Origin of the sequence: Bradyrhizobium sp., assembly GCF_036735945.1 — a bacterium.
Taxonomy (GTDB): Bacteria; Pseudomonadota; Alphaproteobacteria; order Rhizobiales; family Xanthobacteraceae; genus Bradyrhizobium.
The window spans coordinates 32012-47395 of sequence record NZ_DAINNI010000008.1; the positions used below are offsets into that span (position 1 = coordinate 32012).

Below are 15384 nucleotides of genomic sequence, written 5' to 3' on the forward strand. Positions count from 1 at the left end.
GTTGCAGTTGAGGACGCAGCCATGAGCGTCTCCGAACCGTTCATCCGCCGGCCGATCGCGACCTCGCTGCTCGGGATCGCGTTGATGATCGGCGGTGCGCTCGGCTATTGGGCGCTGCCGGTATCCGCGCTGCCGCAGGTCGACTTCCCGACGGTGCAGGTGACGACCCAGTTGCCGGGAGCCAGCCCCGACGTGGTGGCGTCCCTGATCACGGCGCCGCTGGAGCGCCAGCTCGGGCAGATTCCCTCGCTGTCGTCGATGCAGTCGACCTCTTCGTTCGGCGTCAGCCAGATTTCGCTGCAGTTCGACCTTAACCGCGACATCGACGGCGCCACGCAGGACGTGCAGGCCGCGATCAACGCCGCCGCCGGCATTCTGCCGAAAAACCTGCCGTACCCGCCGACCTACGCCAAGGTCAATCCGGCCGACGCGCCGGTCATGACGCTGGCGCTGACGTCGGAAACGATTTCGCTGCGCGCGATGAGCGACATCGCCGACACGATCCTGGGGCAACGGCTCAGCCAGATTTCCGGCGTCGGACGCGTCGCCATCCTCGGCGGCCTGAAGCCGGCGGTGCGGGTGCAGGCCGACCTGGCGCGGCTCGCGGCCTACGGCATTTCGATGGAGGATCTGCGTAACGCCATCGCAGGCGCCAACGTGTCGGGACCGAAGGGATCGCTCGACGGCGCGCAGCAGGCCTACACCATCGCCGCCAACGACCAGATCGCGGCGGCGGACGCCTACAAGCCGATCATCATCGCCTACCGCAACGGCTCGCCCGTCACCATCGGCGACGTTGCTGTTATCGTCGACGGGCTCGAGAACGACCGGACCGGCGGCTGGTATCAGGGCACGCCGGCCGTGATCATCGATATCCAGCGCCAGCCCGGCGCCAACGTCATCGAGGTCGTCCGGCAGATCCGCGCCGAAATTCCCAAGCTGCAGCGCACGATCCCGGCCGGGGTCAACCTGACCGTGGTCTCGGACCGCACCGTGACCATCCGCGCCTCGGTGCGCGACGTCCAGTTCACGCTGATCCTTTCCGTGGTGCTGGTGACGCTGGTGGTGCTGCTGTTCCTGCGGTCGCTGCGCGCGACCCTGATCGCGGGGGTGGCGCTGCCGCTGTCGCTGATCACGAGCTTCGGCATCATGTATTTTGCCGGGTTCAGCCTCGACAATCTGTCGCTGATGGCGCTGACGATCGGCACCGGCTTCGTGGTCGACGATGCCATCGTGATGATCGAGAACATCGTCCGTCACATGGAAAACGGCGAATCCGTGATGGAGGCGTCGCTGAAGGGCGCCAGCGAAATCGGTTTCACCGTGATCTCGCTGACGGTGTCGCTGATCGCGGTCTTCATCCCGCTTCTGTTCATGTCGGGCCTCGTCGGGCGCATGTTCCGCGAATTCGCGCTGACGCTGACGATCGCGGTCGTGACCTCGGCGATCGTGTCGCTGACGCTGACGCCGATGATGTGCTCGCGGCTGCTCAAGCATGTCGGCGAGGAGATGACGGTTCCGGGGCTTGCCGCGGTCAGCCGCTTCATCGACCGCATGGTGGCGTTCTATCACCGCACGCTGCTCTGGGTGCTGCAGCGCCAGCGCGCGACGCTTGCGGTTACGTTCGCCACGGTTGCCGCGACGCTCCTGATGTATGTGATCGCGCCGAAGGGTTTTCTTCCGCTGCAGGATACCGCCTCGATCACGGCGGTGACCGAGGCCGGCGCCGACGTCTCCTTTGCCGAGATGCAGAGCCGTCAGGCAACCGCGGCCGCGGCGATCCAGACCGATCCCGACGTGATCGGCGTCACCTCGGTGATCGGCGCGGGCTCGGTCAATCCGACCACCAATGTCGGGCGCCTGGTGATGACCTTGCGGCCGCGCGGCGAACGGCATGACGACATTTCCGTCGTGGTCGACCGGCTAAAGCAGCGCACCGCAAAGATCCCCGGCATGACGATCTACTTCCAGCCGGTGCAGGACGTCCAGATCTCCACCCAGTCGAGCCGCTCGCTGTACCAGTACACGCTGACCGGCACCGATGCAGCACAGGTCTCGCTATGGGCGCAGAAGCTGGTTGCCGAAATGCGCGGCGATCCCCTGTTCCGAGACGTTTCGTCGGAAGCGCAGGAAGGCGGCCTGCGCGCCGCGCTCAACATCGACCGTCAGCGCGCCGGCCAGCTCGGCGTCAGCCTGCAGGCGGTCAACGACACCCTCAACGACGCCTTCGCTCAGCGACAGATCTCGACCATCTACGGCCAAGCCAACCAGTACCGCGTGGTGCTGGAGGCGATGCCGATGTACCAACGCGATCCGTCGATCCTGTCCAAGCTCTATCTGCCTGGCGGCGCGAGTGCCACGGCCGGCGCGCCGAACGCCCAGGTGCCGCTGTCGGCGGTGGCGACGCTGACCCGCACCACCGCGCCGCTGGCGATTTCGCACCTGGCGCAGTTTCCGGCGGTCTCGCTCAGCTTCAATCTCGCGCCCGGCGAGGCGCTCGGCGAGGCGGTCGATGCGGTCAAGAAGATCGAGAACAGGATCGGCATGCCCGGCAGCGTGGTCGGGGTCTATTCGGGCGACGCGGCGGAGTTCGCCAAATCGCTTGCCGGCCAGCCATGGCTCATTCTGGCGGCGATCGTCACGATCTATATCGTGCTCGGCGTGCTCTACGAGAGCTACATCCACCCGATCACCATTCTCTCGACACTGCCGTCCGCCGGCGTCGGCGCCATCCTCGCGCTGATGCTGTTCGGGCAGGACCTGTCGGTGATCGGCCTGATCGGCATCATCCTGTTGATGGGCATCGTCAAGAAGAACGCGATCATGATGATCGATTTCGCGCTGGAGGCGGAGCGGCACCAGGGGATGTCGCCATCGGATGCCATCGTGCAGGCCTGCCTGCTGCGATTCCGCCCCATCATGATGACGACGCTGGCCGCATTGTTCGGCGCGCTGCCGCTGGCGGTCGAGAGCGGCACCGGCGCCGAGCTCCGCTTCCCGCTCGGCATCTCCATCATCGGCGGCTTGCTGCTCAGCCAGTTGCTGACGCTCTACACGACGCCGGTGATCTATCTGGCGCTCGACCGGATCAACCGGAAAATCGAGACGGCGGTGCCGGACCCTGGCCCGCCCGGGCCCACGGTCGCCGGAGCCACCGAGGGGATGCAATAGATGGCATCGATCTCGGAGCCCTTCATCCGCCGTCCCGTTGGCACGACACTGCTGGCGATCGGGCTCTTCCTGGTAGGCATCGTCGCCTATGTCTTCCTGCCGGTCTCCTCGGTACCCAATGTCGATTTCCCGATGATCCGGGTCACGGCGACTCGCCCGGGCGCGGACCCCTCCGTGATGGCGTCCACCGTCGCCGCGCCGCTGGAGCGCCGGCTTGGCCAGATCGCGGGCATCGACCAGATCAACTCGGGCAGTACGCTCGGCTCCACCAACATCCAGTTGCAGTTCTCGATCGGCCGCGACATCGACCGCGCGGCGCGCGACGTGCAGGCGGCGATCAACGCCTCGCTCGCCGACCTGCCGAGCGACCTGCCGTCGCTCCCGCGCTTCCGCAAGGCCAATCCCGCGGCCGCGCCGGTGTTCGTGCTGGCGCTGACGTCGAAGACGCGCACGACGAGCGCGATGTACGACGTCGCAGACACCGTGATCGCACAGCGCATATCTCAGGTGCCTGGTGTCGGCGAGGTCAACGTTACCGGTGCCGATCAGCCGGCGGTGCGGATCGCGCTCAACCCGGTGGCGCTGTCGAACGCGGGGATCGCGACCGACGACGTGCGCCTTGCGATCATCAACGCCAATCCGCTCGGGCCTGTCGGCATCTTCAACGGCGGCCGTCAGAGCGAGACGATCTCGACCAACAAGCAGATGCGTACCGCGGCCGAGTTCCGCGACATCATCATCAAGAGCTCGGCCGGTAATTTCGTCCGCCTTGCCGACGTCGCCGACGTCGAGGATTCCGTCCGCAACACCCGCTCGATCGCCTGGTTCAACAAGCAGCCGGCAGTCCTGATCCAGATTACCAAGCAGGGAGATGCCAACGTCATCGAGACCGTCGACCGGGTGAGGGCGCTGATTCCCGAGCTGAAGCAGTGGCTGCCCGGCGGGGTGGAAATTTCGACCCTGGTCGACCGCACCGGCACCATCCGCGCCAGCGTGCGCGACATGCAGTTCACGCTGCTGGCGACGGCATTCCTGGTGATGGTGGTGGTGTTCGCCTTCCTGCGCCGGCTGATACCAACCATTGCCGCCGGCGTTTCCGTGCCGCTGGCGCTGGCGGGCACCTGCGCCGGGATGTGGCTCGCCGGATTTTCCATCGACAATCTGTCGCTGATGGCGCTCGCGATCTCGGTCGGCTTCGTGGTCGACGACGCCATCGTCATGATCGAGAACATGTACCGCAACCTCGAACAGGGCATGGCGCCGTATCCGGCGGCGCTGGAGGGGGCCAGGCAAATCGGCTTCACCGTGTTGTCGATCAGCCTGTCCCTGATCGCGGCTTTTACGCCGCTGATCTTCATGGACGGCATCGTCGGCCGGCTGTTGCGCGAGTTCTCGCTGACGCTGACCTTCGCCATCCTGGTGTCGACCGTGGTGTCGCTGACGATCACGCCGATGATCTGCGCGCACTACATCAAGCAGGCGACCTCGGACCGCGCGACCTGGCTCGACCGTCTCGTCGAAGGCTCGCTGTCGCGCATCGTCGCCTTCTATGCCTGGACGTTGCGAGCGGTACTCGGTTTCCCGTTCCTGACCCTGCTCGTGTTCTTTGCCACCATCGCGCTGACGGTGGTGCTCTACATCAAGACGCCGAAGGGATATTTTCCGACCGATGACAGCGGCTTCGTGATCGGCGCGACGCGGGCTTCCCCCGACACCTCGTTCCAGGCGATGCTGGGACTGCAGCAGCAGCTTGCCGATATCGTGATGGCCGATCCGGCGGTGGCCGGCGTCGGATCATCGCTCGGCGGCAGCGCCGGTCCGGGCAGCGGCGTCGCCAACCGCGGCACCATGTTCATCAGCCTGAAGCCGCCGGAGGAGCGGGCCGGCATGTCGACCGCGCAGGTGATCGACCGGCTGCGCCGCAATCTGTACCGGGTGGCCGGCATCCGCCTGTTCATGTTCGCGGCGCAGGACATTCGCGCCGGCGGCCGGCAGAGCGACTCCGATTATCAATATACGCTGCAGAGCGCCAACCTCGATCTGCTGCAGAAATGGGCGCCGCTGGTCGCCAAGCGCATGGAGACGGTCGAAGGTATCACTGACATCTCCAGCGACCGCGAGCCCGGAGGGCTGCAATTGTCGCTGGCGATCGACCGCAAGACCGCTTCGAGCCTCGGCGTGCGCGTCCAGGATATCGACAACGCCCTCAACAATGCCTTCGCGCAGCGGCAGATATCGATCATCTACACCCAGCGCAACCAGTACATGATCGTGCTGGAGATCGATCCGAAATTCCAGAGCGATCCGTCCAACCTCGAGCGCATCTTCGTGGCCGGGGCCAACGACGCCCAGGTGCCGCTGTCGGCCGTGGTGCGCTACCAGCGCGACCTGTCGCCGCTTGCGGTCTATCACGCGCAATCCTTCCCCTCGAGCACGATCTCGTTCAACCTTCTGCCCGACGTGCCGCTGGAAGTCGCGACGTCGAACATCCAGCGTGCGGTCGAGGAACTGCACATGCCCGACGGCATTCGCGCCAGCTTCGACGGCAACGCCGGCGACTTCAACAAGACCAGCGGCCGGCAGCCGCTTCTGATCCTCGGCGCGCTGGTCGCGATGTATATCGTGCTCGGCGTGCTCTATGAGAGTCTGGCGCATCCCATCACGATCATCTCGACCCTGCCGTCGGCGGGGCTGGGGGCATTGCTGGCGCTGCAGGTGACCAACACGCCGCTGACCGTGATTGCCTTCGTCGGCATCATTCTCTTGATCGGCATCGTCAAGAAGAACGGCATCATGATGGTCGATTTCGCGCTCGACGCCGAACGCAACCACGGACTGTCGTCGGCGGATGCGATCTTCGAGGCGTGCCGCGCCCGCTTCCGTCCGATCCTGATGACGACGATGGCGGCCTTGTTCGCCGGCATCCCGCTGGTGATCGCCACCGGTCCGGGCACCGAGCTGCGGCGGCCGCTCGGCATCACCATCATCGGCGGCCTGTTCGTGTCGCAGATCCTGACCCTCTACACGACCCCGGTGATCTATTTGTTGATCGACCGGCTGCGGCAGCGCCATCGACCGGCCGCGGTCGCCGCGCCCGCCGAGTAGTTGGAATCGCCGGCGACTGGGCGTATAGCGGGCAAATGTCAGAACCATCCAATCCGCCGGCCGGGGCCGCTCTGGAGGCCGTTGCGGAGTGTGCGCATTGCGGCAAGCCGCTGCCGCTCTGTATCTGCGACAGTGTCACTCCGATCGAAAGCAAGATCTCGCTGCTGATCCTGGTGCACCCGCAGGAGCAGGACAAGGCGCTCGGCACCGCGCGGCTGACGGCGATGCATTTCAGGAATGCCGTCGTCAAGGTCGGCCTGTCCTGGCCAAGTCTCTCCAAGGCGCTGGGACGCAAGGTCGACGATCCCTCGCGCTGGGCCGTGCTGTATCTCGGCTCCGCCAAGGTGAGCGATCTCGATACCGATGCCGAGATCGTCGCGATCGACCGCAAGGGCGGGATCGAGCCGCACCAGCGCGCCATCCTCGGCGACATCGAGGGCGTTGTGCTGCTCGACGGTACCTGGAGCCAGGCCAAGGCGCTGTGGTGGCGTAATGCGTGGATGCTGAAGTGCCAGCGCGTGATCCTGGGTCCGAAGCGTCCTTCGCGCTACGGCGAGTTGCGCAAGGAGCCGCGCCGCGACGGTCTTTCCACGATCGAGGCTGCCGGCCTGCTGCTTGCCCGCCTCGAAAAGCGTCCCGAGATTGCGGAAGCGCTCAACGGCAGCTTCGAGCGCATGCTGGCGCGCTATCGAGAAGTGCAGGCGGACATGCCCGAGCTGGCGCCGAAGCCCAGGAAGCGCGATTGGCGCCGCCGCAAGCGCGGCTGATTCCGGCATTCAAACAAAAGCTGTGTCAAATGAATCAGATCACCTGAAATTGTTCAGGGTGGCGCGTCGTCTGTCGCGTTCTGGAACACTTTGAGGCGGTTCCTGTGCCCGCAACAATGCATAACGTGCTGTGGACAATGATGACATCGCTCTTGACGATGCTAAAACCCTCAATTGTTGCGTAACAATTTGGAGCAAAGTAAATGAGTTTAACTGCAGAAGTTCTCACCAACTCTCCATTGCTCGACGCCGATGATATCGAAGGGGAGATCGGCAACCTCATCTACAACGCACGGCGAGTGCCTGTCGCGGGTCAGTCCCATCCGCACCAGCTGCCGCTGGCGAATAGCCCGATGCCGGATTACGTCGAGCACAAGGAAGGCGTCAATCAGGTCGGCAAGCTCTCGGCTGAGGCTGTCGTCCGCGAGTACGATGCTGCGGTGAAGGAAATCGAAGCGCTCGGTTCCGAATTGACCGATGCCGCCAGGAAATGTGAGGCGATGGTTGCCAACGTTCACGCCATGGTCGGCGAGATCAGAGGATTGGCGGCGAACTATCGTGAGGAAGGCAAGCGCTACTTCCAGCAGATCGAGGATTGCTCGCTGATGACCGCCGAGGTCCGCAGCGTCTGTGAGGCGCTCAAGAAGAAGATTGCCGCAAGCACCAACCCCGACGTCTGACGTTCCGGCTGTCGCCGGTACGACTGCTTGCCGTGCCGTTCATCGTCGCGGTCATAGGCGGAGATTGGTGCGTCGCATACGTCCGAAGCCCGGTCCGATCCGGCCGCGGCGTTCCTGTTCGGATTCATCACCTACGATTCCGGCCGTCTCGGCTTGCCGGTCAGGGCGTTGCGCTGGCGGCGGCGCACAGGATTCGTGGAACCAAGCAAATGACGTGGCGCCCACTACGGCTTCAAACAATGCCGGCAACATACGCGCTCAAACTTCCCTCGTCCGGAGGGCGAACTGCGCATGCAGAGCGCGACACGATCGCTGTACGGTCGCGCACGAAGAGCGTAAAAAAGTTAGCTCTTTCATTTGAGCTTCGGATCGTCCTCATTAGCCGAGGCGCGCTCAATCGACGACCTCCGCTTTGTCCACAGGAGGTTTGACCCATATGCTCGTCGCAATGCATGCCGAAAGTTGTGTCATGGTGATATTGCATATAATAAAAAGTGTTGACACCAGAAGGCTGTTCTATGGCTATTATGCAACCCATAGTTCCGCGTTGCCATATTCCCTGGCAGCAGATGATCATCGATTCGACCGGCGCGGTCGCGCCATGCTGCTATTGGGGCGCCTATGACAATCTGAATAGCCCTGTCGGTAACGTGAAGGAGCAATCGATCGAGGAGATCTGGAACAGCGAGCCCTACCAGAAGCTCCGCGCCGGGATGGCAAAAGGTGATCTCAAGGCAGCCGGCTGCGCAAAGTGCTATGCGGTCAAACAGGGCATGGCGCTGGGATTCGAGTACGATAACGACGCGGACGGCGACACCGAGACGCCGCACGGACGAAATCTCGTGGTGCTGAAGACCGAGATCGCCGAGGGTGCGACCGTGCTCGAGGCGAAGCCGACCATCATTTCCTACATTCCCTCGCATCGCTGCAACATTCGTTGCACCCATTGCTACCAGGAATCCACGCGTGAGGCCGAGATCAATCGGGCGGACGCGGCCGAGGAGATCGAGCGCCTGGCGCCGTATCTGGTGCGGATCGTCGCGGGCGGTGGCGAGCCATTTCTGCTGCCGATCTGGCGGCGCTTCCTGGCAAACTTCGACGTCAGAAAAAACCCCTATCTCGATTTTTCTACCTCGACCAATGCGACGATCGTCTCCGAATCCATCCTTGAGGGGTTGCGGCGCTTCAAGACAATGACCATCAATGTTTCCGTCGACGGCACGGGTGAGGCCTATGAGCGCGTGCGGCTCGGCGCGAAGTTCGATGTGGTGCGCGCCAACATTCGCCGTATCAAGGAAGTGATGAAGGCTTCGCCATCGCCGAAGGCGAACGTCGGCATATCGATGTGTGTCATGAAATCCAACATTCATGATCTGCCGAACCTGGTCCGCTTTGCGCGAGACGAGGTGCTGCAATTTTCGATGTCGCCGGTCGTCACCCTGCCGCCGGACGAATCGTTGCGCTGCTTCAATGATCCGGTCCTGGACATGGCCGGCTGGGGCGAGGCGATCGACGCGGCCAAGGCCGAGGTCGAGAGCTTCTTCCCGTCGCTTGCCGTGATTTGGCGGATCCAGAACGTGCCGGACGAAGCGAAAGCGGTCTGGCGCGACCTGTTCGAACTGCTGCGCGCGCAGATACCTCTCGACCTTGTGAACGTACCGCATCGGCGCGTGACGGTGAGCATTCCTGAAGCGCAGCTGGCGCGCGGCATTGCCAAGCATGGCGCGGTGCCGCTGGTCGCGCGAATCTACCCAAAAGGTTCGGCGGGCGGAGTTAGCTACTGGGGACCGGTACGCAGTGGATGCTGCGAGGTGTCGCTCCCGGATGGTGACTTCTCGATCAGCCTCGGCACCAAATGGGCCGAGATGTCCGACGATGGGGAAAGCATCTTTCGCGTCAGCCAGTTGGACAATGTGCCGATCGTAGTGCGGCGCTATGAGCGCTATGCGCCCAGGCGGGTGGCGGTCGGCGTGATCCGGCGCGCGCGGCGACTGCTGGACCGGGTGACAGCTTAGAACTCCAACCAGACCAAGGGGGCCGCATGAAAAGCCTGCGCGTTCTGGCGTCGATACTCCTGACGTTTTGGATTGGCTCCACGCTAGGTGTGTTCTGGGTGGCGCGCGTTACCGGGCGGGAAGAGGCCGCGCAGGATGCATGAAGGTCAAGATTCGCCCAACGATCGTCTGGCGAATCTAGGGCAGGCTCTTGCGCCGGAAGCTCTCTTCATCCAGCCCGAACGAAACCCACAGCGACACGAGGCGGAGCCCTGTCTCGCCCGATGTTCGCTATGGGCGTCAGAGGATAACGGAGGAGTGCTTCGACGGTTTGACGCGGCCTGATGAGCGCCCGGCCGGTGATGGGCGAAACCCTCTCCAAATAGAACGGACCGTGCACGGCAGTTTCAGGAATTGCGCGGTTTGGCAGTTTCAGAAATCGGCGGGCCGTCAGGCGAGGGAGGTTGCCTAAGTGACTGTCACTCTGTATTAAACGGCGCTCATGGGGCCACGTGGCGGAGTGGTTACGCAACGGTCTGCAAAACCGTGTACACCAGTTCAATTCTGGTCGTGGCCTCCATCCATATAATCAATGACTTGGACGATCATACGAGAGGCCGTAGCAGGCTGGCCTTGATGTCAGCAGGCGGCGTACCAGCCCTCGGGAAACGGGACCAGCGGCCAGGGGGAGCGGTTGTCGTTGGCCGCGCGCGGCGACGGATAGGAGCGCTGGGTCTGGACCACGAAATCATCCTCCGGGGCTGGCGCAATGGCCGTCTGGACGGCTTCCAGCAACAGGTCGTATTCAACTTCGCTCATCGCACTCTCCGGGGTTCCAGAGGCGATGATTGCAAATGTACTTTGTTGCCGGATTGAGCGGATCGCTCGAATTTTAACGATCCGGCCGCCGCGGCCTATTTGGTTACTGAAGTGTTGAAGTTCTCTGCGTCACCCTAGTACCGCTCGGGCAGGACGCCGTGTGAGAAAAACCACATTATCCAAAATTTAGTTCGCGTATCCGGCTCCATGCCGCCTGCCTTGTCAAGGCGGCATGATCAGAAGGAAACGCGGCCATGAATGCAATCTCTGCCCGACGTGCCGATCATCTCGATCGCTTCTGCCTTGTGCCGATGCTCGGTCTCTTCCTGACGCTGATCGCGAGCGGTTCGGCGTCCGCGCAGCCCGGCACGCCCGAACAGCGCAAAGCCTGCACGCCCGACGTCTACCGGCTCTGCGCCGGCGAGATCCCGAACGTCCGCGCCATCACCGCATGCATGCGCCGGCAGAAGGCCAGCCTGAGCCCGGCCTGCGCCGCGCTGTTCGACCGGTAAGCGCGTCGATCCAGGTCGTGAGAGGTCTGCGAGGCGCGGGCAGCGGCGCCAGCGCGGCAAGGCGCTGGCTCCCCGGGCTGGATTCGAACCAGCGACCATTCGATTAACAGTCGAATGCTCTACCGCTGAGCTACCGAGGAATAGGCGAACCAAGGGTTCGCGAGCGGGGAGCGTATAACAAAGCCTTTCGGGCTTGCAAAGGACCAAATCACCGGCTGTCGTTTTGCTTTAAGGGGGCCGGAAAGCCGCCGCCCGGCAACGGCTTGTCCTTATTTTGTGACCTATGGCGCCGCGGCAGGGAACCAGACCCGCTCCATTGCGTCATCCACAGAAGGCATGGGGTGGCCGCCAATTCGACTCAATCGGCCAAAAGGCTCCGCCACGCCGGATTTCACGGGAGCTGATTCGATGCCAGCCATTGTGACCGACCTGATCCGCACAGTGCCCTCGATCGTTCCGGGCGCTGCCGCGAACGACAGCGCGAATCCCACCATGAGCGACGACGAATGCCTGTTGCGGCTCGCGCAAGCCATTGAAGCGCATGATACGGAACGTCTCGACGAGGTTGCCCGGCTGATGGCGCGGCTCGCCGTCACCATCGAGTAGGCGGTCGCGCGATTTCCCCGTGACCGGCGTCGATGCCAAGGCGCGCGCGCCCCGCGTGTTGCGTTTTGCGCCCGCTTGTACCAAAGATGGCGCAACTTTCCGCTGTTTCGGCGGCCACGCCGCATGCTTTCGGGGTCTTAGCCAATGTCCGGTTTTGCGACCGCGCGCCAGAATATGGTCGATGGTCAGGTGCGTCCGAGCGACGTGACCGATATCCGCATTCTCGATGCCATGCTGGCAGTGCCGCGCGAGGCCTTCGTTCCCGAAACCCGGCAGGCGCTGGCCTATCTCGACCTCGATCTCGACGTCAGCGAAGCCGGCGCTGCCAAGCGCTATCTGATCCAACCGGCGGTGCTGGCGAAGATGCTGCAGGCCGCCGAGATCAAGACGAGCGACCGCGTCCTCGTGGTCGGCTGTGCGACCGGTTATGCCGCCGCCATCGTCGCGCAACTGGCCCCCGAGGTCACCGCGACGGAGGCCGATTCGGCGCTGGCCGCGAAGGCGCAGGCCATTCTCGCCCGCAACGGCTGTGGAAATGTCGCGGTCAAGACCGCGGCGGCGGCCGAGGGGTATTCGGCCGGCGCGCCGTACGATGTGATCGTGCTGAACGGCGCCACCGAGATCGTGCCGGAGCAACTCTATGGACAATTGCGCAATGGCGGCCGGTTGGTGGGCGTTTTTGCGACCTCGCGGCCGGCCCGGGCCACCCTCGTAACCAGTTCCCACGGCGATTTCGGTCACCGCACGCTGTTCGACGCGGCCGCCCCGGTACTGCCGGGCATGGAACTCGTTCCAGCCTTTGTTTTCTAGCATTTCGCCGTCTCGACGCCCAATATTTGCCGTGCAGGGTCGGGTAAATCCTCTTCGAAATCAGAAGTGTGGCCCGATTGCCCCACGTAAAGAGTTTCGACGGGGTTTGCTCGAGGGGTGGTTCCGTCCAGCCTGCGTGGGGAATAAGGTGAGCCGGGACTCACTTCGAGTGAAGCGATGTACGGCTAATTGATCATGTGCCATCGTGATCACGGGCTGGCACAAAAATGATTGGATTGCTTGGGATGCGTGGGGTGAAGGTGTTTACCGGGGCGGCGGCCTCGGTCCTTCTGTTAGCTTGTATGGGCCCAATGCCCGCCTTGGCCGATACGATCGAGGCAGCGCTGGTGCGCGCCTATCAAAACAATCCGCAGCTCAATGCTCAGCGCGCGCAGGTGCGCGTGACCGATGAGAACGTGCCGCAGGCGCTGTCGGGCTACCGGCCGAAGGTCGCGGTCACGGCCAGCGCGGGCTACCAATACACGGATACGCTGAGCACGCAGGGCGGCGACTTGAACCGCCTCGTGAGGACCAACATTGCCGGCGCCAACCCGCCGCGCAGCGTCGGCGCCACCGTCACGCAAACGCTGTTCAACGGCCAGCAGACTGCGAATCGGACCAGGGCGGCGGAGAGCCAGGTTTCCGGCTCGCGCGAGGCGCTGCGCGCGCTCGAATCGGCCGTGCTGCTCAGTGCCGCCACGGTCTACATGGATTACTTGCGCGACTCGGCGATCGTCGAGGTGCAGAAGAGCAACGTTCGCGTGCTCGAGCAGACGCTGAAGCAGACGCGCGACCGCTTCAATGTCGGCGAAGTCACCCGCACCGACGTCGCGCAGTCCGAGGCGCAACTCGCTGCCGGCAAGACGCAGCTCCTGACCGCCGAAGCCAATCTGACGACGACGCGCTCGAACTTCCGTCGCATCATCGGCAACGAGCCGGAAAATCTTGCGCCGGGCTCCCCGGTCGATCGCTTCCTGCCGTCGACGTTGCCGGCCGCCGTCGAACTGGGCCTGACGCAGAATCCGAACGTCACCGCGGCGATGTTCGGCATCGACGTCAGCTTTCTCCAGGTCAAGGTCGCCGAGGGCGCGCTGCTGCCGACCGTCACGCTGCAGGCCGCAGTGCAGCAGTCCTACGAGTCGACCCAGACGCTGTACCGCTCGTTCGGCGCCTCGGCGACGGCGCAGCTCAACGTGCCGATCTACCAGGGCGGCGCCGAATACTCGCTGATCCGCCAGTCCAAGGAAACGGCGGCGCAGCAACGGCTGGTGCTCGATCAGACGCGGGACCAGACCCGCGCCAACGTCGTCACCGCATGGGGGCAACTCGTCGCCGGCAAGGCGCAGGTCCAGTCCGCCCAGTCGCAGGTGCAGGCGTCGGAAATCGCGCTCAACGGCGTGCGCGAGGAAGCCAAGGCCGGACAGCGCACCACGCTCGACGTGCTGAATGCCCAGCAGGCGCTGGTGAACGCGCGGGTCGCGCTCGTCACCGCGCAGCATGACCGCGTGGTGGCATCGTACTCCGTGCTGAACACGGTCGGGCGGCTGCAGCCGCAGGTGCTCAACCTGCCGACGACGATCTATGACCCGAGCGTGCATTATCATCAGGTACGCGACAGCTGGGCCGGCGTTCGCACCCCCGAAGGCGGCCGCTGATATCGACGCGATTCCCGCGCGCAACACGGAATGAATTTCATCGCCCGGCGCCTGATGCGCCGGGCGCTTTGCTTGCAATCATTTGCAGCCATGACGTACCGTTTCCGGGGCGAGCTGGGCGATTCGCATCGCGTCCGTACGCTGGGCGCGCGGCGGGTCATCTTGAGGGGAGCAGGCCTTCCGCATGATGGTGCGGGCGGGCTTGAACTGGGGACAAGTCAGGCTTGCGTGGTGAAAATCCCGGCCTGCATATCCGGAACCGGCAATTCCTTCGTGGCTTTGGTATAAAATGGTTTCGATGTGGAGTCGGCGATGACGCAACCTGCGAAGGTCCAAGAACCCTCTATGGAGGAGATTTTGGCGTCGATCCGTCGCATCATCGCCGACGACGAGGCCAAGCCTGCCGCCGCCAAGCCGGAAGCCGCAGTGGCCGCTGCCGCACCGGCCAAGCCCGTGATGAAGGACATTCCGCCGTCGGCGATCGCTCCGCCGCCGAAGCCGGTATCCGCGCCAAAGCCGGCGCCGGCTCCGCCGCCGCCCGCAGCCGCAGCGCCTGCCAGCAACAACCAGGACGACATTGACGCGATGCTGGCGAGCCTCGACGCGGCGACGCCCGAGGCCGAGATCAGGCCGGCGCCGCAGCCCGACGTGTTCGAACTGACCGACGAGATGGCGTTGCCCGATCCGGCGCCGCCGCCACCTGCGGCGTCGTTCAGCAAGATCGAGCCGGCGGACGACATCGAATTCAGCGAAGCCAAAAGACCACCATCTCCCGAGCCGTCCTACGATCCGCCGCCGCAACCGATCCTCTCGCGTACGACTGTCTCAGCCGTGGAATCAGCGTTCAACTCATTGGCCAACACTGTGCTCAGCAACAACGCGCGGACGCTGGAGGATTTGGTCAAGGAGATGCTGCGGCCGATGCTGAAGAACTGGCTGGACGACAACCTGCCGGGCCTCGTGGAGCGGATCGTCAAGGCCGAGATCGAGCGGGTCTCGCGCGGGCGCTAGTCTCAAGACCGCCGTGTGCATCTGCCGCGACGGCCCTTTCGGACATTCAAACCGGCGTTACCGCCGCTTCCCGTTGCCCTGTGCCGGGTTGTCCAGGTTGACTTGAGCCCCGGCGGCGGCTTTCTAGGGGCGGCCCGGCGCCGATGACGTCAGAACCGGGCGCTACAGCATGATCCGGAAAAGTGGACACCGGTTTTCCGATAAGATCACGCCTAATCAAAGAGTTGATTTTGATGCGTATTCTCGGAATGGAC

Annotated in this window: 12 protein-coding genes and 2 tRNA genes; 12 read left to right on the forward strand and 2 right to left on the reverse strand. The window is 63.9% G+C overall.

What is annotated here, in order from left to right:
* Positions 1-21: 21 nt before the first annotated feature.
* From V7E26_RS04670 to V7E26_RS04695, 6 genes are all read left to right on the forward strand, one after another.
* On the forward strand, positions 22-3171 hold the full coding sequence (locus V7E26_RS04670) for an efflux RND transporter permease subunit (RefSeq protein WP_324413977.1): 3150 nt from the start codon (positions 22-24) through the stop codon (positions 3169-3171).
* Positions 3172-6276 (forward strand): efflux RND transporter permease subunit, encoded by a 3105-nt coding sequence (locus tag V7E26_RS04675; protein ID WP_324413979.1) that lies wholly within the window; start codon positions 3172-3174, stop codon positions 6274-6276.
* Between the two features lie 35 nt (positions 6277-6311).
* The gene (locus tag V7E26_RS04680; protein ID WP_324413981.1) at positions 6312-7043 is read left to right on the forward strand and encodes a tRNA-uridine aminocarboxypropyltransferase; all 732 of its coding nucleotides are present in this window, start codon (positions 6312-6314) and stop codon (positions 7041-7043) included.
* A 203-nt stretch (positions 7044-7246) separates the two neighbouring features.
* Positions 7247-7723: a hypothetical protein gene (locus V7E26_RS04685; protein WP_324413983.1), complete on the forward strand. Its 477-nt coding sequence runs from the start codon at positions 7247-7249 to the stop codon at positions 7721-7723.
* A 527-nt stretch (positions 7724-8250) separates the two neighbouring features.
* The gene (locus V7E26_RS04690) at positions 8251-9738 is read left to right on the forward strand and encodes an SPASM domain-containing protein (RefSeq protein ID WP_324414097.1); all 1488 of its coding nucleotides are present in this window, start codon (positions 8251-8253) and stop codon (positions 9736-9738) included.
* Positions 9739-10223: 485 nt separating this feature from the next.
* A tRNA-Cys gene (locus V7E26_RS04695) sits at positions 10224-10297 on the forward strand.
* A gap of 59 nt (positions 10298-10356) precedes the next feature.
* On the opposite strand, the gene V7E26_RS04700 is transcribed toward V7E26_RS04695, so the two are convergent.
* On the reverse strand, positions 10357-10536 hold the full coding sequence (locus tag V7E26_RS04700) for a hypothetical protein (protein ID WP_324413985.1): 180 nt from the start codon (positions 10534-10536) through the stop codon (positions 10357-10359).
* Positions 10537-10790: 254 nt separating this feature from the next.
* On the opposite strand from V7E26_RS04700, the gene V7E26_RS04705 reads away from it, so the two are divergent.
* Positions 10791-11048, forward strand: a complete 258-nt coding sequence (locus V7E26_RS04705) for a hypothetical protein (RefSeq protein WP_324413987.1) — start codon at positions 10791-10793, stop codon at positions 11046-11048.
* A gap of 65 nt (positions 11049-11113) precedes the next feature.
* Here the strand turns inward: V7E26_RS04705 and V7E26_RS04710 are convergent.
* Positions 11114-11188 (reverse strand) — tRNA-Asn (locus V7E26_RS04710).
* A gap of 268 nt (positions 11189-11456) precedes the next feature.
* On the opposite strand from V7E26_RS04710, the gene V7E26_RS04715 reads away from it, so the two are divergent.
* From V7E26_RS04715 to V7E26_RS04735, 5 genes are all read left to right on the forward strand, one after another.
* The gene (locus V7E26_RS04715) at positions 11457-11654 is read left to right on the forward strand and encodes a hypothetical protein (protein WP_324413989.1); all 198 of its coding nucleotides are present in this window, start codon (positions 11457-11459) and stop codon (positions 11652-11654) included.
* Between the two features lie 144 nt (positions 11655-11798).
* Complete coding sequence (locus V7E26_RS04720) at positions 11799-12464, forward strand: protein-L-isoaspartate O-methyltransferase family protein (protein WP_324413991.1); 666 nt, start codon at positions 11799-11801, stop codon at positions 12462-12464.
* Positions 12465-12709: 245 nt separating this feature from the next.
* Positions 12710-14119, forward strand: coding sequence for a TolC family outer membrane protein (locus V7E26_RS04725; protein ID WP_324413993.1), 1410 nt, complete (start codon positions 12710-12712; stop codon positions 14117-14119).
* Positions 14120-14149: 30 nt separating this feature from the next.
* Positions 14150-14407: a hypothetical protein gene (locus V7E26_RS04730; RefSeq protein WP_324413995.1), complete on the forward strand. Its 258-nt coding sequence runs from the start codon at positions 14150-14152 to the stop codon at positions 14405-14407.
* Between the two features lie 24 nt (positions 14408-14431).
* Positions 14432-15130, forward strand: a complete 699-nt coding sequence (locus V7E26_RS04735) for a PopZ family protein (RefSeq protein WP_324413997.1) — start codon at positions 14432-14434, stop codon at positions 15128-15130.
* The last annotated feature ends 254 nt before the right edge of the window (positions 15131-15384 follow it).

Excerpts from the sequence above, each read along its gene's own strand:
- V7E26_RS04670 (WP_324413977.1), top strand. The coding sequence starts at position 22 with ATGAGCGTCTCCGAACCGTTCATCCGCCGGCCGATCGCGACCTCGCTG.
- V7E26_RS04675 (WP_324413979.1), top strand. The coding sequence starts at position 3,172 with ATGGCATCGATCTCGGAGCCCTTCATCCGCCGTCCCGTTGGCACGACA.
- V7E26_RS04680 (WP_324413981.1), top strand. The coding sequence starts at position 6,312 with ATGTCAGAACCATCCAATCCGCCGGCCGGGGCCGCTCTGGAGGCCGTT.
- V7E26_RS04685 (WP_324413983.1), top strand. The coding sequence starts at position 7,247 with ATGAGTTTAACTGCAGAAGTTCTCACCAACTCTCCATTGCTCGACGCC.
- V7E26_RS04690 (WP_324414097.1), top strand. The coding sequence starts at position 8,251 with ATGCAACCCATAGTTCCGCGTTGCCATATTCCCTGGCAGCAGATGATC.
- V7E26_RS04700 (WP_324413985.1), bottom strand. The coding sequence starts at position 10,536 with ATGAGCGAAGTTGAATACGACCTGTTGCTGGAAGCCGTCCAGACGGCC.
- V7E26_RS04705 (WP_324413987.1), top strand. The coding sequence starts at position 10,791 with ATGAATGCAATCTCTGCCCGACGTGCCGATCATCTCGATCGCTTCTGC.
- V7E26_RS04715 (WP_324413989.1), top strand. The coding sequence starts at position 11,457 with ATGCCAGCCATTGTGACCGACCTGATCCGCACAGTGCCCTCGATCGTT.
- V7E26_RS04720 (WP_324413991.1), top strand. The coding sequence starts at position 11,799 with ATGTCCGGTTTTGCGACCGCGCGCCAGAATATGGTCGATGGTCAGGTG.
- V7E26_RS04725 (WP_324413993.1), top strand. The coding sequence starts at position 12,710 with ATGCGTGGGGTGAAGGTGTTTACCGGGGCGGCGGCCTCGGTCCTTCTG.
- V7E26_RS04730 (WP_324413995.1), top strand. The coding sequence starts at position 14,150 with ATGAATTTCATCGCCCGGCGCCTGATGCGCCGGGCGCTTTGCTTGCAA.
- V7E26_RS04735 (WP_324413997.1), top strand. The coding sequence starts at position 14,432 with ATGACGCAACCTGCGAAGGTCCAAGAACCCTCTATGGAGGAGATTTTG.